The sequence below is a fragment of the Psychrobacter sp. KH172YL61 genome (assembly GCF_007182895.1).
Classification (GTDB): domain Bacteria; phylum Pseudomonadota; class Gammaproteobacteria; order Pseudomonadales; family Moraxellaceae; genus Psychrobacter; species Psychrobacter pacificensis.
Genome location: NZ_AP019516.1, coordinates 338,896 through 361,144 on the forward strand (window position 1 = coordinate 338,896; position 22,249 = coordinate 361,144).

22 protein-coding genes, 3 tRNA genes and 2 pseudogenes are annotated in these 22,249 nt (G+C 42.6%); all 27 read left to right on the top strand.

Going from position 1 to position 22,249, the window contains the following annotated elements; translation table 11 throughout:
• Positions 1-12 precede the first annotated feature (12 nt).
• Entirely contained in the window at positions 13-282 is a 270-nt protein-coding gene (locus tag PKHYL_RS01755) for a hypothetical protein (RefSeq protein ID WP_240365836.1), read from the top strand.
• Positions 267-1,133 (top strand): 5-methylcytosine restriction system specificity protein McrC, encoded by an 867-nt coding sequence (locus PKHYL_RS01760; RefSeq protein WP_269778214.1) that lies wholly within the window; start codon positions 267-269, stop codon positions 1,131-1,133. Before PKHYL_RS01755 ends, PKHYL_RS01760 begins: the two co-directional genes overlap by 16 nt.
• Positions 1,127-1,543, top strand: coding sequence for a 5-methylcytosine restriction system specificity protein McrC (locus PKHYL_RS17015; RefSeq protein ID WP_269778215.1), 417 nt, complete (start codon positions 1,127-1,129; stop codon positions 1,541-1,543). Before PKHYL_RS01760 ends, PKHYL_RS17015 begins: the two co-directional genes overlap by 7 nt.
• A gap of 231 nt (positions 1,544-1,774) precedes the next feature.
• Positions 1,775-1,851: transfer RNA gene (locus PKHYL_RS01765), tRNA-Pro, on the top strand.
• A gap of 109 nt (positions 1,852-1,960) precedes the next feature.
• Positions 1,961-2,038: transfer RNA gene (locus PKHYL_RS01770), tRNA-Arg, on the top strand.
• A gap of 42 nt (positions 2,039-2,080) precedes the next feature.
• A tRNA-His gene (locus tag PKHYL_RS01775) sits at positions 2,081-2,156 on the top strand.
• Positions 2,157-2,731: 575 nt separating this feature from the next.
• Positions 2,732-3,523, top strand: coding sequence for an AraC family transcriptional regulator (locus PKHYL_RS01780; protein ID WP_240366476.1), 792 nt, complete (start codon positions 2,732-2,734; stop codon positions 3,521-3,523).
• A 398-nt stretch (positions 3,524-3,921) separates the two neighbouring features.
• Positions 3,922-4,869: a hypothetical protein gene (locus PKHYL_RS01785; protein ID WP_240365837.1), complete on the top strand. Its 948-nt coding sequence runs from the start codon at positions 3,922-3,924 to the stop codon at positions 4,867-4,869.
• Between the two features lie 228 nt (positions 4,870-5,097).
• Positions 5,098-6,301 (top strand): annotated as a pseudogene (gspF, locus tag PKHYL_RS01790) (type II secretion system inner membrane protein GspF).
• Between the two features lie 582 nt (positions 6,302-6,883).
• Complete coding sequence (gene gspG / locus PKHYL_RS01795) at positions 6,884-7,324, top strand: type II secretion system major pseudopilin GspG (RefSeq protein ID WP_058025683.1); 441 nt, start codon at positions 6,884-6,886, stop codon at positions 7,322-7,324.
• Positions 7,325-7,565: 241 nt separating this feature from the next.
• Positions 7,566-8,132 carry a protein-disulfide reductase DsbD domain-containing protein gene (locus tag PKHYL_RS01800; RefSeq protein ID WP_071002393.1) on the top strand — a complete coding sequence of 189 codons (567 nt, stop codon included), beginning with the start codon at positions 7,566-7,568 and terminating at the stop codon, positions 8,130-8,132.
• A 47-nt stretch (positions 8,133-8,179) separates the two neighbouring features.
• Positions 8,180-10,344: pseudogene (gene dsbD / locus PKHYL_RS18440) on the top strand (protein-disulfide reductase DsbD).
• A gap of 367 nt (positions 10,345-10,711) precedes the next feature.
• A complete protein-coding gene (locus PKHYL_RS01820; RefSeq protein WP_240365840.1) occupies positions 10,712-12,124 on the top strand; it encodes a phospholipase A in 1,413 nt (470 codons plus the stop codon).
• Between the two features lie 52 nt (positions 12,125-12,176).
• Entirely contained in the window at positions 12,177-13,001 is an 825-nt protein-coding gene (locus tag PKHYL_RS01825; RefSeq protein WP_240365841.1) for a ComF family protein, read from the top strand.
• Between the two features lie 279 nt (positions 13,002-13,280).
• On the top strand, positions 13,281-13,766 hold the full coding sequence (locus PKHYL_RS01830) for a GspH/FimT family pseudopilin (protein ID WP_093067499.1): 486 nt from the start codon (positions 13,281-13,283) through the stop codon (positions 13,764-13,766).
• Complete coding sequence (locus PKHYL_RS01835) at positions 13,766-13,915, top strand: prepilin-type N-terminal cleavage/methylation domain-containing protein (RefSeq protein WP_240365842.1); 150 nt, start codon at positions 13,766-13,768, stop codon at positions 13,913-13,915. Before PKHYL_RS01830 ends, PKHYL_RS01835 begins: the two co-directional genes overlap by 1 nt.
• Positions 13,916-13,920: 5 nt before the next feature.
• Positions 13,921-14,100, top strand: a complete 180-nt coding sequence (locus tag PKHYL_RS18445) for a hypothetical protein (RefSeq protein ID WP_442966142.1) — start codon at positions 13,921-13,923, stop codon at positions 14,098-14,100.
• A complete protein-coding gene (locus PKHYL_RS01840) occupies positions 14,040-14,330 on the top strand; it encodes a hypothetical protein (protein WP_240365843.1) in 291 nt (96 codons plus the stop codon). The genes PKHYL_RS18445 and PKHYL_RS01840 overlap by 61 nt, the downstream gene beginning before the upstream one ends.
• Positions 14,330-14,887 (top strand): PilW family protein, encoded by a 558-nt coding sequence (locus PKHYL_RS01845; RefSeq protein ID WP_240365844.1) that lies wholly within the window; start codon positions 14,330-14,332, stop codon positions 14,885-14,887. The genes PKHYL_RS01840 and PKHYL_RS01845 overlap by 1 nt, the downstream gene beginning before the upstream one ends.
• Entirely contained in the window at positions 14,839-15,309 is a 471-nt protein-coding gene (locus PKHYL_RS01850) for a PilW family protein (RefSeq protein ID WP_240365845.1), read from the top strand. The genes PKHYL_RS01845 and PKHYL_RS01850 overlap by 49 nt, the downstream gene beginning before the upstream one ends.
• A gap of 257 nt (positions 15,310-15,566) precedes the next feature.
• Positions 15,567-16,040, top strand: a complete 474-nt coding sequence (locus tag PKHYL_RS01855; protein ID WP_240365846.1) for a hypothetical protein — start codon at positions 15,567-15,569, stop codon at positions 16,038-16,040.
• Between the two features lie 29 nt (positions 16,041-16,069).
• On the top strand, positions 16,070-16,204 hold the full coding sequence (locus tag PKHYL_RS17025; protein ID WP_269778218.1) for a hypothetical protein: 135 nt from the start codon (positions 16,070-16,072) through the stop codon (positions 16,202-16,204).
• A 32-nt stretch (positions 16,205-16,236) separates the two neighbouring features.
• Positions 16,237-17,103, top strand: a complete 867-nt coding sequence (locus PKHYL_RS01860) for a hypothetical protein (protein ID WP_240365847.1) — start codon at positions 16,237-16,239, stop codon at positions 17,101-17,103.
• A gap of 404 nt (positions 17,104-17,507) precedes the next feature.
• Positions 17,508-20,381 (top strand): pilus assembly protein PilY, encoded by a 2,874-nt coding sequence (locus PKHYL_RS01865; RefSeq protein ID WP_240365848.1) that lies wholly within the window; start codon positions 17,508-17,510, stop codon positions 20,379-20,381.
• A gap of 12 nt (positions 20,382-20,393) precedes the next feature.
• Entirely contained in the window at positions 20,394-20,945 is a 552-nt protein-coding gene (locus PKHYL_RS01870) for a type IV pilin protein (protein ID WP_240365849.1), read from the top strand.
• Entirely contained in the window at positions 20,945-21,388 is a 444-nt protein-coding gene (locus tag PKHYL_RS01875) for a type IV pilin protein (protein WP_240365850.1), read from the top strand. The genes PKHYL_RS01870 and PKHYL_RS01875 overlap by 1 nt, the downstream gene beginning before the upstream one ends.
• Before the next feature lie 363 nt (positions 21,389-21,751).
• Positions 21,752-22,204, top strand: coding sequence for a pilin (locus tag PKHYL_RS17935; RefSeq protein ID WP_332835917.1), 453 nt, complete (start codon positions 21,752-21,754; stop codon positions 22,202-22,204).
• Positions 22,205-22,249: the final 45 nt, after the last annotated feature.

Below are 22,249 nucleotides of genomic sequence, written 5' to 3' on the forward strand. Positions count from 1 at the left end.
GGTGGCTGTTTAGTGAGAACTCATAATCAATACTATGCGCAAAGAAACTATATTAATGCAGACAGTTTTTATGCTCGTATACCTAACAGTCAGGCTCTCGTAGCAAATGTTATCACGGTATTTGAACATCAACGCCTCACAGCCCACGATTTCGCGCATGTCTCTGACTTTCATTGGCTAATGGCGCAAGAATTTGCCGTGTTTACCATCAAGCGTAAACAAGGACAGTGGCAACTCAAGGTTGGGCATCATATAGGAATTATCCTTTGCCTAGTGGTATGACACTTGAGCTATTGCCAAAACTGAATCAATCCACTGGATATAATAATATTGCTCAGACTCGTCACTGGGTACAAGGCATGTTATCTGACTTAACTCGTCTTGATGCGCGTCAAAGTCGTAAGCTGCCTAGCATGAAAAACCTAGGTCAATTTAGTGATCAGTCAATGCCATTATCTGTAGAGGCTCAGCCATTGTCAGACTGGTTATTAGAGCAGTTTTTGCAGCGCTTGGCTCACTATCAGCCAACCCAGCACTATCAGGCGCAGATCAATAACCAATCATCGCTACAAGGGCGCCTGCTCATCAAAGAGCAGCTTCGCTACAATAGTATGCAGCCGCATAAGTTTGTCTGTGAGCGTAGTGTGCTCAGTCAAGACATGTTGGCCAATCGCTTGATTAAGAGCGCATTGATATTGCTGATGCCGTTACTGCCTAGATCTATATGTACACCGCTCTTACGGCCATGGCAGCCGTTATTTGGGCTAAACCAGCGTGAACGACAGCGGCTAGCGTCAATATATACTCAAGCAAAACAGCAGTTAAGCGTCCTGCCATTACAAAAACAGCAGTTGCAAGCCGCACAGCAGTTGGTAGACCTAGCTTATTGGCTGTTACAGCAGTCAAATGCATCGACAGGTTATGGTATTGACCCCACTCGACCAAACCTACCTCAGCCAAGATTGTGTCTATTGATCGATATGAATCAGGCGTTTGAACAGTGGGCGAGTCAGCGTATCGCGTCGATGTTTCAGCAAGTGAGTAGCCATTATCGTGCTTTTATCAAACCCAAAGTGTCTGGCTCAATGATAGCGAGGGTCAAGCATGCGTATCGATACGACCAGATTTGCTGATATATAAAACGGCTGATAATGATAATAACCAAAATCAGAGTGACACCGCGGTTAGTAAAGAGACAGTAAACGATTGCTATAGCCACGTCATCGATATCAAATGGAAATATCTGCCTCATGCTGGTGCTATTACTGCCAGTGATGCCTATCAGTTGACCAGTTATGCACAGGCCTATCAAGCAGGGCAAGGTTGGATGGTATATCCTGTATTAGGAGACAAGAGACGACCAGTGGCGCTTAAGCAGCAGATTTATCGTGACAATGGCGATAATAAAAGTAACATTAGCAGTGACATTAGCGATGGTACTAACAGTAACCACTCAAACCATGCGGATTTATGGCTAATACCGTTTGATGTGCTGACAGGTATGGTCAACGGTGATTTACCTGCGAATTTGAATGAAAAATAATGATTCCATCAATCATAAGAATCATAATTAACGAAGGTTTTTAAAGAGACTATTTTTATAAGAATGCCTTTTGAAAGAATTTAGAGATTATTTAAAATTAATCGAAAATAGGTGTTGACACAATCGCCTTTACCCCTTAATATGTGCACCTCGATAGCGAGGAACATTAACAAGTTAGCGGCATTGCCAACAACGAGTTAATTAACAAACTATCGTGATAATAGAGAATTTCGGAGTGTGGCGCAGTTTGGTAGCGCATCTGGTTTGGGACCAGAGGGTCGTAGGTTCGAATCCTATCACTCCGACCATCTATTTTAAGAGCCTTACAGGCTTTTTTTTTTATGTATAATGATTTAGTTTCTGATATAGTAAAAGTTATATTATAGACTGAATGATATATATAAAAGTCCTCTAAGAGCGCCTGTAGCTCAGCTGGATAGAGCATCTCCCCTTCTAAGGAGGTGGTCGCAGGTTCGAATCCTGCCAGGCGCGCCATTTAGCCTGCAAATCTTGCCTATTCTTTTGGCAATAGTTATGGCGGTTGTAGCTCAGTTGGTAGAGCCCCGGGTTGTGATCTCGGTTGTCGTGGGTTCGAGTCCCATCAGTCGCCCCATTTTATTTTGCATTGTCTGCATATAAATCCTATCTTTATACTAAACCTTATCGAATAAATAGCACTCGCCACTGTTGGCGTTTTTGTGCCTGCTTGATTTCTATTTCTCTGTATTATCCTATAATATTAAACGGTTAAAGCTTTCTGAACTTTTGATTGTTTAACAATTCACTGACTTCTTATTCATATCAATTTTGCGATAGGTTTTTCTTCAAAAACCTAAACCGACTGTGTCTACTCTACAATTTATTAGTACTGCTTATGAGTAAATAGACATCATGTTTTAAATCGGGCATTATGCTTAGGTCTTGATGCATCCTGCTGATTGAGACATCGTATTGGCTAGATCGAAAAAATTTAAAGCATTTTGGATACACACCCGCCTTTTTAAGATTTGTTGTTATTGACCCTGTATTATTGAGGAACTGATTGATGGACGCATTGAGCGTATTGCTACAGAATGTGCACCTATTTGAGACCAAGTATTATCGTTTGAATGGTGCTGGCAATTGGTCTTATTCTATGAGTAGAAAAGACACCATTTTATTTTACTTGGTGATGTCTGGTGGTTTTGTATAGACGTTGGCAATGTCTTACGCGAAGCTCGTGCTGGTGATATGATTATGATCCCGAACGCGCATAAGCACGTAAGCTATGCACTCAATCATCATGGTGACGTGGCTGAACCCCTCGATGAATTACTGACCAATTGTCAAGATCGCACGCTTGAGATTGATGGCAATGGCGATCCTAATTCCTCATTGATTTTGATTGAATGTAAATACGATAAAGAGATGATTAGCCCTCTACTATCTGTGTTACCACCGATATTGCCTGAGCTCAATGATGCGGCTGATGGTCGGTTTGAGGTAATTGATGTGGAGATCAAGCTTTTGACCTTGGAGTCTGAGCGCGAACGCATGGGCAAAACAGCTGTGATCAATCATTGGGCAAGCATCATGATGATTGAATGTTTGCGCGTTTATATTGAAAGCTTACCTGAGGCGACTGAGAATTGGCTAAAGGCCATGAAAGATCCGTTTTTGACCAAGGCGCTTGCAGCGATGCATGAGGCGCCAAGTCAAAGCTGGACCATTCATAAGCTTGCAGAGGTGGCAGGTATGTCGCGCTCGAGCTTTGCTCAGCGCTTCAAAGACACGGTAGGGATGCCGCCGCTCACTTATTTGATTGATTACCGCTTGCGTTTGGCAGCACGCTATTTGCGCTTACAGCAAAATAGTATCAGCCGTATCAGCGATATGGTGGGCTATGCGTCAGATTCAACTTTTAGTCAGGCGTTCAAACGCGTTTATGGTGTCTCACCAAAAGCGTACCGTAAACAGTATCAACAACAAAAGATTGCATAAGTTATTATTTTAACGTCCTCAGTGTTCATTTATTAAAAGCGTTAAGGCGACCAAGGTATCCTTAACGCTTTTTTTGATTGATATATATCTAGCATTTGCCTAGGTAAAATACTTGGCAGTCAACTGGCGCTATTTTGGCTAGGCAAGGCTGACAATGCGCTTGTGTTCAGGTACTATGGAATAATGAGTCGTCGAGGTGTGAGCGTTCATATTTGACGCATAATATGTGACTGTATACCAGTGATATAAGAGGATCGAGACGATGTTTATTTTTGCTGCTGATGGTATGTTATGACTGAACCGACCGCAAAGCCAAGTACAGAAGCCAATAGCCACCAAGGTACTACTGCAACTGCTAAAAAGAACAGAAATCTGATAAAGCTAATGCGCAAGATAACGTGCATGCTAGCAAAACGATGTTAGCTAATACGGCTGAAATGCCTGATAAAGCGGCATTATTAACGCTATTTACTTTGTCAGATACCAAGGAGAGCATTGATGAAGTAGGCGCTAGCGAACAGCCTGACACCGATACATCAACCATACAGCCTACTGCCAATGAGTCAAACGTGGCTGCGCAGCGTGTGGCTCTTTATCATAGCCAGCACGAGCGCACTCGACTGCTATATATGGCATCCGCCAATACGCGCCCCACGTATTTAGTACAAACCCTCAAATCACAATTTGCAGAATATCAGCAGTATTTGCTTGCTCAGCAGCTTGATAAGCGTGGTTTGATGGATACAGAAATGCTTGAACGACTTTGGCAGCAGCTGCACGTGGTCGATGATATTATTGCAGATATCGTGCATCATATGCCCGCGCAGCAGCCAGCAGGTTGGCAGCTTACCACGCAGGATGGGCGCAACCCGCTGTGTTTTGCCACTGTCGGTAAGCTAAAACATGGCAAGCCAATCCGCGATCAAGGCAGTCTCAATAGCTACGTGCTAGGTCACTTTGGCGTGAGCAGCTTTACCTATGATCGGGGGTATTATATCGGTCACGTGGTTGGGTATTTATTCAGCTGTTATTTTTGCGCGCACTTATCTATCAGTTATGGTGTGGCAGCGCTCGGTCAGCAAGTCGTTGCTGATTATGACTATGCTAGTCTTGAGACGCCGCACATGGTCAGGCTGTTACAAGGTCTGGATGGGTATTGTAAAAAACGTGTCTATCAATTGGCAGTGATTTGTGCGCGCTTGAGTGTGTTTGCAAGTGATAAACGCATTGAGAGAATGCTGATCGCTGAGGTCAATGATTTTGATAAAAAGTTACAGCAGCAGCATTTGGATGTTTTATTATTACAAGGCTTGATGCCTGACAGTAATGACTCAACGCCGCTTTGATATAGTCAATCCTAAATAAAACAGATACATTATATATCAAGGTGGAACTGGTCTAAATTTTCCTTGCGTGCTGTGCCTATGCTGCTCGATGCTGCGAAAAATTTATCCCAGTCCCACTGTATCGTTTTTATACTGAATTCACTATAGATAGTTTTTATAGACATTACCCTTTTGTTAAGCCATACATCCAAACCCCTACCTGTGACTTTTTTTAGGATATCTGCCGCTATGCCCGCTTATCATTTTAAAGCGCTTGACGACCAAGGTAGTGTCCAAAAAGGCTTACTAGAAGGGGATTCTGCTCGGCAAGTTCGGCAGCAGCTGCGTGATAAGCAGTGGACACCAGTCGAAGTCAGTGCGGTCAATGACAGACAAAGCCAAAACAAAAGCCGCTATAAAAAACCATCTGCTTATGAGCTTGCATTACTCACACGCCAGTTATCTGTGTTACTAGCGGCCGGTATTCCACTTGAAGAAACTTTGGCTGCTGTCGCTAAACAATCGCCAAAGACGCATATCAAATCTCTGATGCTGGCGGTACGCTCACATGTCCTCGAAGGTTTAAGCTTAGCACGAGCATTACAGCAGGCCGCGAGCTTCCCACCGTTATATATTGCCACGATTGCCGCAGGCGAAAAATCTGGTCACTTGGATTTAATCCTTAATCAGCTAGCCGACTACACTGAAAACCGCTTTGCCCTTCAAAAGAAAAATCCAAGGGGCGATGGTCTATCCGATTGTACTGATGGTTATGGCAATTGGCGTGATCATGGGGCTGATGAGTTTTGTGGTGCCCAAAATTGTCAAAGTCTTTGAGCAGTCCGAACAGGCCTTGCCATTGATTACTCAAGTCGTTCTGACGTTATCAAATATCATTACGCAGTGGTGGTGGTTAATGCTGCTGGTATTGGCAGGTACTGCGTTTTTGTTTTACCGTTTTGCCCAAACGCAGGCTGGGAAACTGGCAATAGATAGTATGGTACTCAGGCTACCGATATTAGCCAGATTGTCTAAGGGATTGAATGCGGCACGTTTTGCTAGTACGCTTGCGATTTTGGTGCGTTCAGGGGTGCCGTTGATTGAGGCGCTACATATTGGTGCGGCAGTGACGACCAATCTGCACATCAAGCAAACGATCATGAGCGCTGCTGATAGGGTCACAGAAGGCTCAAGTTTATCCAGCCAACTCGAAAAATCCACTTACTTTCCGCCCATGATGGTACAAATGATCAAAAGCGGTGAGAACTCAGGCGAGCTTGAAAGTATGCTCAGTCGTGCCGCCACAATGCAAGAAGCGGAGGCCACCAATTTTATCAGTACCTTACTATCATTACTTGAGCCTTTGATGCTGGTCTTGATGGGTGTGGTGGTGATGATTATCGTGATGGCAGTGATGCTACCAATCGTTAATATGAATGACTTGGCAGGCTAGTCAATAGTTAACTGACTAGCTGAAAAACAACCGATATGCTCTTCTCAAATTATCAACTATCTGTATTTTTATCCTCTCTTAATCCCCTATCTTGCTAAACCCTACGTTAGCTTTCTTAAGATTTGCTTACTGTTGTATATTGTTGACCAAGCAAGATTTTTGCTATGGTAAACCTAAGCACCACGTTATAGTGAAAGCGGGTCAAAACGATAGTGATAAATATCGATGATTATTTGGTGACGGCTACTTGCTACTTGCTGCTCATTACTTGTTGCTGCTCATTACTTGTTGCTGCTCATTACTTGGTATTGACTGTAATGACAATCTGAGCACAGCGCTGGATAAAAATAAAACCATGGTTTATAGTGACAATAATTTAGGGTTTTATTGATAAGCTCCTAAATGCATGAGTGCTACTAGAACGCCACTTTTACTATTTACATAACTGTGATGACCAAAGCGATGACTATGACTGACACCCTTCAAGTAAATATTAGCCCAAAAAGTGCCAATACCAAAGATGACAATAATAATATTCAAGCCCATGGTGGCATTGTAAATGACCATCAGAGAGTCCATTCAATGACACATCGCAGCTTGATAGGTAAGTCTAGACAATCGGGATTTACGCTTATTGAGATTATGGTGGTTATCGTTATCTTGGCTATTCTTGCAGGCTTGGTCGTCCCAAAAGTAGTCGGGCAAAGTGACAAAGCGCGTGTCAAAACCACTGAAACCGCGCTCGCTACCGTCTCCAACGCGTTAGATATGTATAAAGTCGACAATTCACGCTATCCGACGACAGCGCAAGGGTTAGAGGCGCTTACCACACCGCCAAGTGACGCCAAAAACTATCCTGAAGGCGGCTATATAAAAGGTGGCTATCCTACTGATGGTTGGGAGAATGAATTGCAATATGTGTCGCCAGGTAGTGAAGGGCGAGCTTATGACTTGTTTTCCTTAGGTGCAGATGGACAGCAAGGTGGTGAAGGTCAGGATGCGGATCTTTATGCTCAGCTATAGAATTTAGCTTTGTCTGCATCTAAAAAATCTATACCAATAAAATATCGTTAAACGCACTTGCTATCGTGCAATTAACGACCTATCAATATCAACCAATATCTTTTTATTGGTTGATATTTTTTATCGATACGTAAAATAAATACCATCTGATATGACCTTTGTATTGAGGGTCAGTAGTTTTATCAGTAGGTGTATGTCCGTACTGCCAGTCACTGGAAGCTAACATCAAAGGTAATAACTTATGTCAATAAAAATACCAACACTACAATCAGTCGCTATCAATAAACGCGCTACTAAGTTCCATGTGCTTGCGTTTACTGTTGCAACCACCTCGTTGATGACAGCTTTATCAATGACATCAATCAGCGCACAGGCGGCAGGCTTGAACGACTTATTTAATAGTAGTAGCGCATCCCAATCAAAATTTTTACCAGTGGATAAAGCTTTCCAAGTGACTAGCAGCACCAAAGCCACATCTAAGGGCACGCGTTTATCCATCACGTTTGATATCACGCCAGGACATTATGTCTATAAAGAGCAGCTCGCGTTAAGCTTTCCCAAAGGAATAAATGCGACACCATTTACCTTTAATCAGGCACCAGTGTCCATTGATGATCCAACCTTTGGTAAAGTTCCTGTATTTACGCAAAGGAGTGTTGTTGCCACCACGATGCTGACGACCAATAATGGTAAAGGTGCAAAAAATGCCCCGATTATCATTGGTTGGCAAGGTTGTGCAAAAGCTGGGCTATGCTACCCACCCGAAAAGATCAAAACTAAGGTAAATATTGCTGCGACACGTAGATAAGTATTGAGAAGTTTGATTCAAATATTGGTAATGACAGGTAGCTATTCATGCTCATGAAGACATCACAACAATCGGCATCATTGACTGCAAATACACATGCAAAAAAAGCGTATGTCTTAGCATGTGTGATTGCTAGCGGCTCGCTATTGACAGGGTTGTTAGCGACCTCAACGACGGCGCAAGCGGCAGGATTGGGTGATCTATTTGGCAGCAGTCAAAATACAGCGCAATCGAAATTTTTGCCAGTAGATGAAGCCTTTCAGGTGAGTAGCAGTAGTGCCTCTACCAAGTCAGGTACGCGTTTATCCATCGCGTTTGATATCACGCCTGAGCATTATGTCTATAAAAATCAAATCAAACTGACGCTACCTGCGGGCGTGACGGCGGCACCTTTACCTTTAACCAAAAGCCATATTCAATCGACGATCCGACATTTGGTAAGGTATTGGTGTTTGATCAAGCCAATATGGTCGCAACTACCACATTGACCAGTAACAACGGCAAAAACATCGATGAAGCAGCAGTTGTCATTGGTTGGCAAGGTTGCGCCAAAGCGGGATTGTGCTATCCCCCTGAAAAAATCAAAACCACTGTCAATATCACAGCAGCATCGTCACAGAGCGCGACAAGTAATGCCAACACTGAGGCAGAACGTGCGTCTGTTGGCGACGGCCGCGAGCGACAATCTGACTGATGCGACGATATCTGCTGGGAATACTGAGACGACATCTATAACAACCAGTAGCACCACGGCGCAAGCAGAACAAGCGCTGATGGATGATGAGGTTATTGATTATGATCTAATCGATGATAGTACTTTGGAGTACGACTCTTTAGATGGTAGCACTGCAACGACCACGATTTCTGGAGCAAACGCCAATGTATCAAGTGACGCGACCAATAGCGAGAATGTAAATGCTAGCAACCTTGTTGATGGTGATCCCTTTGGTTTGGCGTCTCATCCTTGGCTCGCATTGGTATTGCTATTTTTAGCAGGTCTAGGTTTGGCCTTGACGCCGTGTGTCCTACCGATGCTGCCCATCGTTTCCAATATTGTCGCCCGCGAGCAAGACCCAACGGTCAAACGCGGCGTCATCCTAACCACCAGTTACGCGATTGGTGTGGCGACTGCCTATGGTATTTTGGGCGCTGTGATTGCGGTATTTGGCGAGTCATTAGGTATTATTGGCTGGTTGCAAAATCCTATTATTTTGATTGGCTTTGCGATTGTTTTTGTCTTGTTAGCGCTATACATGCTGGATGCTTTTACCATACGTTTACCGCAAGCACTCAGCCGAAAAATGCAGGGCTTAGCCAAGCAGGCGATAGCAAGCTTGGTAGTACAGGTGGTAGTTTGATTGCTGGATTTTTATCTGCATTAGTCGTATCTCCTTGCGTCTCTGCGCCATTATTCGGCGCGCTATTAGCAGTCTCTACCATTGGTAGTCCGCTATTGGGTTTCGCCGCCTTATTCATGCTGGGTTTTGGTTTGTCAGCACCGCTTATTTTAATCGGCGCTACTCAGGGCAAAATCATGCCAAAAGCAGGAGAGTGGATGAACTGGGTCAAGCAAGGCTTTGCGCTACTATTATTCGCGGTAGCATTGCTATTAGTTGAGCGCGTGTTTATATCGCCAGTGATGCTTATGGTCTGGGCATTATGGTTTATGGTGGTGGCGACATGGGCATGGAGCTGGATTGGCAAAAGACGCATGTTAACCCAAGCCATGAGTCTGATCGCTGGTATTTGGGCGGCTTGTTTGATCGTGGGCGCGGCATTAGGGAATGATGATAGCCTGCATCCATTAGCCTCGCTAAGCGCTACGCCGACGATGCTTCAGTCAGCAACTGGTCAGCCGATGGGCAACGATAGTGCGGCGACAGATAAAACGATCACCACACTTGCAGAGCTAGATACGATTGTTGCAGCATATCCTAATGTCCTTGTCGATTTGACAGCAGATTGGTGTGTTGAGTGCCGTATCATGGATAAAAATTTATTTCATAATCGCCCAGCACAGATGCAAGACTGGCAGCTGGTGAGGCTTGATATCACGGATACTACAGAAGACTCCAAAGCCGTTTTGTCACGCTACAAGCTGTTTGGCCCGCCAGCATTACTCTATTATCAAGGTGGTCAATTGGTTAATCAGCAAGTGGGCGAAATCGGTCGCGTGGAGTTTGAGCAAACCTTAACGACGCTAAATAACTGATGGCTCACAACCCGTACTTAATAACCTGAGTAATTCTTTTGCTAAAGCTTAATAATGAAAAAAAGCCAGCGTACGCCAATAATGGTACGCTGACTTTTTCATCCCATAAAATTATTTTAATAATATCTTCTAAACGTTTGGTTTTACACACAATATGTCTTTTAAGCAGATTTAATATATCGATAACGCTAGTATAGTGATTATATTTTCATTACAATAAAGTAACAATACTGAAGGGGTATATCAGTTTGTCATAACTGCTTCTGATGTTCTCATTTTTTCTAGTTTTTTAGCGGCGACGCTAACAGTTATATTAATTAACTCACATACTCTGCTGGCGATAATGCTGGTTAGATAAAGGACATTTATGTTTGCCCACATCACCACTCAGCGTCAATTACAACGTACTCATGTAATCAGTCGTAACGCCAGTAGTCGCACGATACATACTCATTTGAGTATCGCAGTCGCTATCGCGTTGAGTTGTACGGCGGTACAAGTACAAGCAGCTGACAATAGCCAAACTTATAACGAACTGCCAGTACCAGAAGCGGCGTTTGAATATGAAACCGTTGAGATGCCGCAGAGCGTAACCACACAGAGCGGTAAAGTAATCAGCAAAGAATTTATTGCTCAACAAGCGAAGCTGTTTTCTGAATGTACGCAAGTGCAGAGCAGTGCCGCTCGTTTGGCTTGTTTTGATAAGGTAGCTGAACAAGGTAAAACACCAAGCTACACCACGACCAAACAACCAGTTGATTTGGCAAAAACATTCAAGACGACTATTTCGGGTAATCCACAAGTTGTTTTTGTGGAAGAGAACTCGACCAGTACTTTTAGTGATGAGAGCGCAACTGCTAATCAACAGTCTGCTACTAATAGTTTGGATACGGTCACAGACAATCAGCAAGAAGCACAAGTTCTAGAAAATGTGGGTGTCACTCAAGCAGATATTGAAAAATACACACCACTCAGTTTGGCATATGATCTCGATCAAAACAGTGAGCGCGGTACTTGGACAGTAAGACCATACCGTCCGACTTATCTGCTGCCATTGTTTTATACTTTTGATCCTAATTTAAGCCCAAGCACCCCTTCTCAAGAAATTGAACCTTTTGACTCTAATGACATACGTGAGACAGAGCTAAAATTCCAGTTGTCTCTAAAGAGTAAAGTCGCAGAGGATCTATTCGATACCAGCGCTGATCTGTGGTTCGGCTATACCCAAGAGTCACATTGGCAGGTGTATAACGAAGACAATTCACGGCCATTTCGTGCTACCGACTATCAGCCTGAGATATTTTTGACTCAGCCTGTGACGGCAGACCTACCTTTCGGTGGGCGTTTACGTATGTTAGGCGCGGGTGCTGTGCACCATTCTAATGGACAGGATGATCCATTATCACGTTCGTGGAACCGTGCTTATTTAATGGCAGGGGCCGAGTGGGGTAAGCTGTCAGTCATACCGCGTCTATGGGCTCGAGTGAATGGTGATAGCAGTAGCGACGATGACAACCCAGATATCGAAGATTACATGGGTTATGGCGATATCAAGTTCTTATATGATTTGCCTGCCGAGCAGAGCATTAGCGGTACCTTGCGCTACAATCCAAGCACCAATAAAGGCGCTGCCCAAATCGATTATATCTATCCATTGTCAGAAAACGTCAATGGTATGGTGCAGCTATTCCAAGGTTATGGCGAGTCCATTGTTGATTATAATCATGAGAATACCTCTATTGGTTTCGGTATCGTACTGAATGATTGGAAAGGCCTCTAATATAAGCGAGTCTTAACATATTTATGATAATCACTAGTCTATGCACCGCTTAGTGCCTTATCAAACTGGACTGTGGCTGGCAGAGTATTTAAGTGTACGCTGCCAGCTATGCCGTATTTATCGCAGTACACCACAGTCTCAGCTATTGATGCAGCATTCACAGGCTAATAGTAATGACGCATCGAGCGAACATTCTGAATTTTCCCTTTCAAGCAATCCATCCTCATTTGCTCATATTTTTCATCAAATCAATCACCGCTTAAATAGAGGTCTACTCTGCACTTATTGCCATAATAGTATCGCATGGCTGCCACAGCCTTTTGATGTTGACATTGCTGCTGGTAGATCCTTATCTATCCAAGTATCCACCTATTATGAATATCCAATCCGTCAAGCGATTCGGGCGTTTAAGCATCATGAAGACATGACAAAATTGCCATTGTTGTTACATGCATTACGCCAGCTACCACGGCCACATGGCTGTCATCGTAATAATAGCGTGATTGTTGCCATGCCAACGACCAATCAGCGGCTAGTGAAACGAGGGTTCGATCCTGTCAGTATTTTATCATCACAACTGTCAAAGCATTGGCAAATTCCTCTATGGCACGGTGTGGAGCGCATTGATGATACGGTCAGTCAGCAAGGGCTCACACGCGCTGAACGTCTAAGCAATTTAGACAACGCTTTTGCACTAACAGAAAAACCTCCGGTAAAACGCTTGCTATTGTTCGATGATGTCGCAACCACAGGCGCGAGCTTGCAAGCATTGGCAAGTGCATTCATCTCATCTGAGCAAACAGTGACCATAAATGCTCAAAGCCATAACAATTATCATATTTCTGCCTATGCGTTAGCTCATGGCAGTCAGTCCTAAAAATCATCTATCTAATTGAAATTGTTAATATATTGCTAATATATCATCGTAACGCTATATTATTAAATACATATATATTTACTGGTGTATCAAGTACGTATTATTGTTCATCCGTATATAACATGAACAGAATGTTGTGGAACAAAAATTGCATATTATTAGTTAAGCTAACTATAAAATTATTAGCAAAACTGACACCAGATTTTAGTTATTTTAAAAAAAACTGATCAGAGACAGACATTAGCAGTGCTAAATAGGGGATTTGATGTGAACGCATCTATGAATAGTCTACCGACCTCGCTAAGAACAGCCAGTTTAGGGTTTACCTTGATTGAGCTGATGGTAACGATTGCTGTTCTTGCAATTATTGTAAGTATTGCTGCACCTAGTATTAGCACACAGCTTGCTAATCAGCGTGTTAAGTCGACGGCTGCGACGCTTGAGAATGCGTTAAAAGAGGCAAAAGTCGAAAGTGTTATTCGCCGTCAAGATATTCGAGTCGTATATAATAATAGTGCCAAAACCATTGTCTTGCAGAACACTAGTGGCACTGTGTTGGCGACTTATAATGTTAATTCTACAAGCACAGTATCTATCAATCCTAATACAGTAACTGCGGTGACTTTTCAACCAAATAAAGTGACATCTAACGTTGGCAAAGTTACTTATACTATTTGTGATAGCAGTGCAGTAGTAACACCACGACAAATTGAAGTTAACACAGTAGCAAGCATTAGCAACAAGAAGTTAGGAGGTACTTGCTAATGAAAAACATCAATAACCAGTATGGAGTGGGCTTAGTAGAGGTGCTAGTGGCACTGTTACTATTAGCAGTTGCAGTGCTTGGGTTTTCAGCTATGCAAATGACTGCTGTAAAGCTACTGATGAAAGCCTCATGCGTACGCGAGCATTAACTATTATGAGAGGAGGCGCGGAAACAATACGTGCGAACTCAGGTGGAATAAGCGCTTTCAAAACTGCTGTAAATGGCAGTACTGATTCTATAACGATAGATGGTGTCACAATCACAAAAGATAGTTGTGTAAAAATACAGCTGGAGCACCTGCTGCCACAGATAGCTGTACTATTGAGCAGCTAGGGGCACGTGATGGCTTGTTGATGAAATCATATGCGGTGCAAAATGATATTAAGTTGGGCTTAGTGCCTAACGGCTGTCCTGGTACATCAGGTAATCAAGAGCGCCAATGCTTTGTAGCTAGCTGGGGTGATACTACTGTAACTCTAAGCGATAGTGATGCGAATGCCTGTGCCAATGCAAATGGCACTTATAAAAATGGTGCAGAGTGCTTTATTATGGAGGCCTACTGATGCCAAACCTTAACAGTTATGAGCGTAGTAATTGCGATCAGTCTGGTTTTACCTTAATAGAGTTGATGATTTCATTAGTCATAGGTTTGATTGTCTCAGCCGCTGTTATACAGATATACGTAATTAGTGTTAAGACGAGTAGCGTGCAATCTAGTGGTAGCGAGTTGCAAGACGCTAGTGTGTTTGGGCTACAGCAATTAGAAAAAAAAGTTCGCTTGGCTAATTTAGGAAACCCTATTAATAGAATAGATGGAACGACTGCAAAAGGTGGTATCGTCTTAACAGGTTCCAACCTTGGGGTTGCTACCACACCTTATACCGATACTGGTTATTTGACAAGGCGCGCAGGTGATCCTACTAGCGGTACAAATGGATGGACAGGCATCTCAAATACTACTGTTCCTAGTGATCAACTGACAATCCAATATACTAACATAACAGGTAGCCCGTTCAGTGATTGTGAGGGCTCGGCAGTTGAGGTAAATGATATCGCTATCGAGCGTTACTTTTGCGACCTGCTACGAATGATAGCAGTAGTGGCGCTATTAAAAACCTAGTACTAGCGTGCGATGCTGGAAGGGTAGATTTTGCAGCAGGCAAGATTAGAACGATAAGTGGTACAGATCCGCGTAATTTTGGTCAAGCTGGTCAAGAATTTATTACTAATGTGGATCAGTTCAAGATCTTGTTAGGTGCCCAGTATGATTCGGGTAGTAATGCAGGTCAAATCATGTATTTACCAAGTAGTGCCTATTTGATAGATGCTAATAAACCAGCAATAACAGCAGTAAAAATAGGTTTAATCGTTCATGGTAGTACTCCTATATTAGGTAGTGATGATCAAACATCTTTCATGCTGTTAGGTCAAAATAATGTACTGAAGACAGACACTGCGCGCCAGAAGCAAGTACGTACGACTTATGAGACAACAACCTTCTTACGCAATGCTCGTGTAGTCAACGTAAAAACCAGCCTTTAAACTCTGGTAAGGAGAGTAAGAATGACGATCCATCGCTATTCACCAAATTCAACCATAAAAGACGTCAAAATGACTATTGGATATCGGAGTGCTGAGCGAGGCGCAACGTTGATAGTAGTGCTACTATTCTTAGTGTTGATTATGCTAGCTGGTGCTATAGCGGTGAGACAGAGTAATACTGATCTTAAGATTGCTACGAGCGATCAGATCAACACAGTATTATTGCAGTCTTCAGATAGCGCCAATCAAAGCTCGAAATGATGCTGAATGGTAGCTCAACATCCACTGAATACCTTGATGTAACGAGTGCGGCAGGCGTGTTTGGTCATTTCTTACTAAATCCTGAAAATTCGACTAATGAATTTATTTACTGCTTTAATCCGCGCACCAAAAAGTATTTGGCATCTAATGCTACCATCATGGTGAAGGGCACGACCGCCAATCCAACAGCTTATTGGAGTGGTTTGAATAATGGTATATGTGATTACAATAGCGCTGATGGCTATACCAGTGCTAGACAAACGGTGGTTACTCAAATGAGCGTGACTGTTGCACCTGTCGACCCAAATGCGGAAAGATTTGGACATATGGTCATCGGTAAAGAGATTGAGGATAGGACCAGTAAAAATTTACGTTCGATATCAGATCTGCTTCAGCGTTACCGTCCTACAGCGAACCTAAAGCTAATGGTGACAATTGTTTTGCACAGACCAGTATTAAAGCCAATGTGATTGGTAGCAAGAAATCGTTAAGCGACTGTATGCTCGCCGCCAACACTCCAAGTAAAATGCTATATGAGCAAGCGGATGTCGAAAACATCTCTTCTTCTACGAAATGTATTCCTTTCGGTAGAGGTACATTGAATGCAGAGTGCGTTCTCAAAACTACGCCGTAACCAGTTTACTCATTATATAAAGGATATAAGCCATGAAACGACTAAATACTGTATCGCCAATGAGTGGCAAAGTTGCGTTACCTTTGAAGTATCTTGTTGTTGCCATGGCTGCTATGGTTGCTTTGCCAGTTGCACAAGCTGATGTAGCTGGTAAAAAAATAGGTGATTTAGAGATATATAAGGCAGCCGAAGGTGGCAAGACGACCATCACAATGATGTTAGATACATCCGGTAGTATGACTCTAAATCAGGTAAATAGTGCTGTTACGTGTGATATTCCTGTGGGTACAAACTATACCAAAGGTTTTGAGAATTCGAATACAGTACCTATATACAGAAAAGACTATTGTGAGACTACGAAGTTTTATTATCGTAAAAGAGGTAATACATGGTATAGCTGCGGTGCAAGCGATGGCTCAGGTAGTTTTACTTATGGCGTTGCGGAATGTGATACTGAAATAGTTAATCCAACAACCAATGGTTTTATTTCTGGAACTGCTAATGGTAACACCTATTACTATAAAAATAATGTACGCATTTATGATCGACTTACTCGTTTAAAAGACGCAATTTTTACATTAATGGATAATACCCAGCTAGACCCCAATAAAGTCGCTATTGGCATTGGTCAGTTTTCTTCCCAAAGTAATAGTGATAATGTGGTGGAGTTTAATACTAATGGTACAGCTAAGAATGCTGATGGTAGTAGTGGCAAGATACTGGTACCCGCAGAATTACTAAATGATGTTCAACGTTTAAAGATTAAAGTTGCTGTTGCCGCTGCTGGAGGGGGTAACGGAACACCAACAGCTAATGCTTATGCAGAAGCAGGTGCTTATATGCTGGGCAAAATACTTCCGCTTCATATTCTTCCGCTAGGGAAGAATACATTAGAATAGACAATAATAATAGATACTATGAATGCTCAAGATGGGGCAGTAGTGGTTTAGACTGTACACAATATTTCACTAATTCATTTATTACTAGTACTGCTGGCTTTACGACTGCGCAGTGCCAAAATGCTAGCTCGTTAACTTGTCTATTAAAAACGACTGTAAAAACTGCAGCAGAGCTAGGATACAGTGGTTTTGCTAAATCTGTTACAGCATCGAAATCTGGATCTAACTATATCAGTCCACTTTCTTCACCTTCTAGCTGTGATGGACGCGGTATCTACTTCTTAACTGATGGTGAACCAAACAGCTCCCCTAATCCTCTGCCTCTCATGAGATCGGCTTTGGGATCCTCATCATTTAACCTATCCTCAGTCACGCTGCCGAATGGGAGTCAGAATGGAAATGGTATGGCTGAAGTTGGCGCATTTGCCAAAGCGTTGCGCGACCCTACGATTAATCCGTTAGGTACAGATAGAGAAATATTTACAGCAGTGGTTGGGTTTGGTTCAGTATTCGATGTTGATAGAGAGGCGGATAAGAAAAAAGATCCAGAAGATCGCATTATTCGTAAACTCCCTTATACCAATCCAAAAACAGGTAAAACTGGCAGTCGAGATTTCTATAATTGCACAAAATTCACAGATATCGACGCAAGAAATGCCTGTAATTGGGGCGAAAAGACAACTGCAGCATTGCCAGGGGTTGGTGGATTTGGTGAGGGTGGTTTCTTTTCAGCACAGTCTACTGAGGATATCGTTAATAGCATTACAACCTTCGTAAGCGATTTGAATCAAACTCTACCTTCCACACCGTCGGGAACTATTATTATCCCAGACGATCCCTATCGTGCTGATAGTCAGCTTGCTGTCGCCTACTATCCAACTATACAGCCCAAAGTTGCTGAAAACTCAGTGATTTGGGAAGGTAACCTAAAGAAATATAGTTTAAATGAAGGCACGCTATATGGTAAGAGTAATACTAAGCTCTTCAAAAATATAGCAGGGGAGTTGAACCCAGCAGCACAGGATCTGTGGTCAGACACTAACTATGCTGGCGCCAATGACAAAGTAGAGTCTGGTGGTTTTTATTCTCAGCTAAGTACACCATCGACGGGTGTTGCCTCTGTTAGAACTTTATATGTAGAAGATTGGGAAAACAGTACTAGCAAAAAGCCAGTATTGAAAAAGGTGAGTGTCAATGCTGCAGGTAAAGTGTTGGTAAATAATGCTGCTTTAACAAATACATCTTTTGTGGATACAGCAACCTATAATGAAGCGACGTTGAGAAAATTACTAAATTTTTTAGGTTTTGCCAATCTTCCAGCGACAACAGTCAATGTGAAGGATATGACGTTGACGAGCGCCAATGCAACTCAGCCTATCAAGGTACTAGGAGCGACGATACACTCGACTCCTGCTTCAGTATCATACTCAGCAAACTTAGATGAAGATGGTAGAGTTAACACTACTCGTGATGATTATGTACTATTTGGTTCATCGGAAGGTGGTCTGCATTTGGTTAATGCTGACAATGCCAGTACGAGTGGGAATGGTGGTAAAGAAAAATTTGTCATTATTCCAAGAGAGATGCTGATAGATCCCGAAAAATCAGCAGCATTAGTGAAAGATGCTACTAAGACTAGTACGGGTTCACCTAATTTTGGTATTGATGCACCTTGGCTGGTCAGTGCGGACTATAAGTATGATTTTGAAGCTCGCCGCGTCAACATTGACACGACAGATAATAAAGGCATCTATGCTTATGGTGGCCTACGTATGGGTGGTGAGGCCTTATATGGCCTGAACCTTATTAATAACGAAAGTCCAAGTATGATGTTTGCGATTACGCCAGCGACTTCAGGTTTTAGTCGTATGGGCCAAATTTGGGAAAAGCCTACTAAAGCTAAGATAAAAATGAGCACAGCTGCTAGTGATAAAGGAACAGATGTTCTGGTATTCGGTGGTGGTTATGATATGTGTTATGAATATGAAGGCTTTCAGCTAGGAGTGACTAACTCAGAACTAAAAGAATGCTCAGGTAAAACTTCTGTCAAAGGTAACGCAGTATATATCATTAATGCCAAAACAGGCGCACTCATCTGGTCAGCTTCTAGTGACTCAGGGGCAACAACGTCAGTACCTACTATGAAAAATAGTATCGTTGCTGGCGTGACCACGCTAGATCGTGACAATGATGGCTTTATGGATCATATCTATTTTGCAGATTTAGGTGGTCAAGTCTTCCGTGCTGACTTTACCAATGCAGGATTTGTAAAGCCTTCTACGACAGCCACAGCATCATCGCCTGAGACCTCTTTTACTAACACTCGAGTTACTCGAGTTCTTCAAAGTGCTTATACTGGCTCTGATACCAAGTACAATCATCGTTTCTATGAGCGCCCAGTCGTCAGTTTTTACCGAAACCCCGTTAGCAGCAGTTTATTTGCACTCGTAAATGTCATATCGGGTGATCGTAGCTCACCTTTATCTAAGATACGTGATCTTAGTAAGTCTGATAGACTCTATGGCATAATGGATACCGATGTCACAAAGGCGGACAATATTTTTTATGCGAGCAACTTTACGACAGCAAGCAATGCTAACGGTCAAAAAATAGCTGATTTGACAGCCAATAATTCAGCAAGTAGTAATTTAGTCGAGTTGCCTAGTGCTATCGGCACTTTGAGCGCTACGGGCTATACAGTAGCGCAAAAAAATACTGCTATCTCAGTGTTACAAGGTACAACAAAGAATGGCTGGTATATTCCGTTAACGAACTTTGACGGTTATGGCAATGTTAGATATACCAAAGGTGTCGGTAAGTCTGAAGTGATCGATAGCTTCTTATATACGACTGCCTATAATCCAGATATGAATTATGGAACGGTAGATTCTTGTTCTGCTAAGATTACTGGTGGTTCAGAGAGACAACTATATTGTTTGCCTTATGGTATTTGCACTGATGATGCCTCCAAAAATGGCTTAGGCGGATTTGTCAGAGCAGGTAAGGGTATTCAAGAGCTTACTTTAGGGCCGCGAAGCTCGACGCTTTCTAACCAACGCTTGCTTATCGGAACCAGAACTCTGGCAGAACGTGCAAATGATCGAGTAAATTTCGGCTCTGATACAGGTAAGGGTATTTTTGACGTAATATCAAAGCCGTATGGTTTAAATCAAAACCTGTCAGCTACTGATCTTGTTGCAGGAAGTGGTACTGCTCCTGACTTGATATTCAATGATCGATTTACTCTTCAGCCAAAAACATGGTATGAAGTAGACTGATGAGACAGCAATATGAAGAAAGAAGTGTTTAGGCAACAGACAGGCTTTACGCTCATTGAGCTAATGGTTGTGGTCTTTATCATCGCTATTCTGGCTGCGATAGCTATTCCGTCGTACAGACAGTATGTTGTTCGCAATTCAGAGCACCAAGCACAAGCACGTCTGCAGCAGCTTGAGATAGAACTTAATCGTTGGCGTGCCACTGCTCTAACTTACAAAGGATTTCAGCCTAGAAAGACAGCCAGTGATGGTACAGTCAGTAACGGTTATGATGACGCACCTACTAATCAAACTATATATGTGCCAGCGGGTAGCAATAATGGTAATTACAGTTATAGGATTAGTCTAGTTGATGCTAGTACGAACGGTACTCTAGCGCCTGCCACTACTGGCTTTTCTACCGCGGGAAACTCATGGCGTATGCTTGCTGAGCCTAGTCCTAGCCTCACAAGCTTTGACGCGCACCTCTTTATGCTAAGTAGTAAGGGGTTACGGTGCCAGAGCAAAGATAGAACGGTGCAAATAACTTCTACGGACTGCGGTGCGGGAAAGGAGAGTTGGTAATGTCTACGATTACTAAAGTATTTAAACAGCAACACGGTTTCACCTTAATTGAAATGATGATCGTCGTCGCCATTCTTGGCGTACTCGCTGCGATTGCCTACCCGAGCTATCAACAATATGTCATCAAGACCAAGCGTACTGATATGATGAGTGAGATGCACAATATTGCGTCAGAGATTGAGAGTCGAAAGTTAGCGCAAGGTCGTTATGCAGGTATTGTTTTGACAGACTTAACAGTTAATTATCCTAGGCAAGGTACAGATCTCTACACAGTGGCAATAACCCCGACGCCGCTAACGAGTCAGTGGACTATCACAGCAAGCCCCATACCAATGACGCAAATGGCCAATGACGGTAGCTTAACCCTTAATTACCAAGGGATAAAGTGCCGTATCATTAGTGGCATTAGGAATTGTGGTACAGACGATGAGTGGAATGATTGATATTTGATATAAGTTTAATTTTGTCTAGTGACAAAAATTGTCAGCTAAAATTATAGTACATAGTGGCAATTTACATAAACTGACAATTTTCAGCAATAAGTTGGCAACATCGTCTTCTAGCTTGATGCCTTTATGTTATGAAATCGGTAAAACATATCAAGATTCATCGATTAATGACTAGCTATTGGCTGAAATCTAGAGACAATAAATGCTAAGGTTTCAATTTAAAGAGACTAATGTATTTTTAGAGTATCACAAAAAGTTGGCACAGTATCTGCAACAGTTATAACAAGAGAAACATTATATTTATAGCTGGCAGTTAGATAATAATTCTATTGCCATATTATCCAAAAGGACAAGTCTATGAACACTGTACAAAAAGGTTTTACCCTAATCGAACTAATGATCGTGATCGCTATTATCGGTATTCTAGCTGCGATCGCACTACCTGCTTATCAAGACTATACAGCTCGTGCACAAGCATCAGAAGGATTCACAGCGACTTCTGGTCTACAAAGTGATATAGGGGTCTATGTAGCAGATAAAGGTGCTCTTCCAGCTACTGCCGATTATGCTGCTGGTAAACCTGCTGCACCAATTGCTGCCAAGGCTTTAGACGGTAAATATTTTGCTCCAGGTGGCGTTACAGTTGGTGATAAAGGCGTCATTACTGTGAAATTTGACGCAGGTTCAAATAGTGGTAAGGCTATGATATTGGAACCTACCAATAATGGTGGCCAAATATCAGGCTGGAAGTGTGCGCCTGCTGCTACTACTGGTATTGATGCTTCACGCTTACCTGCTAGCTGTCAGTAATTGCTGATCGTATTTGCTAGTCTTCTGAGGTATAAAAAAGCCCTA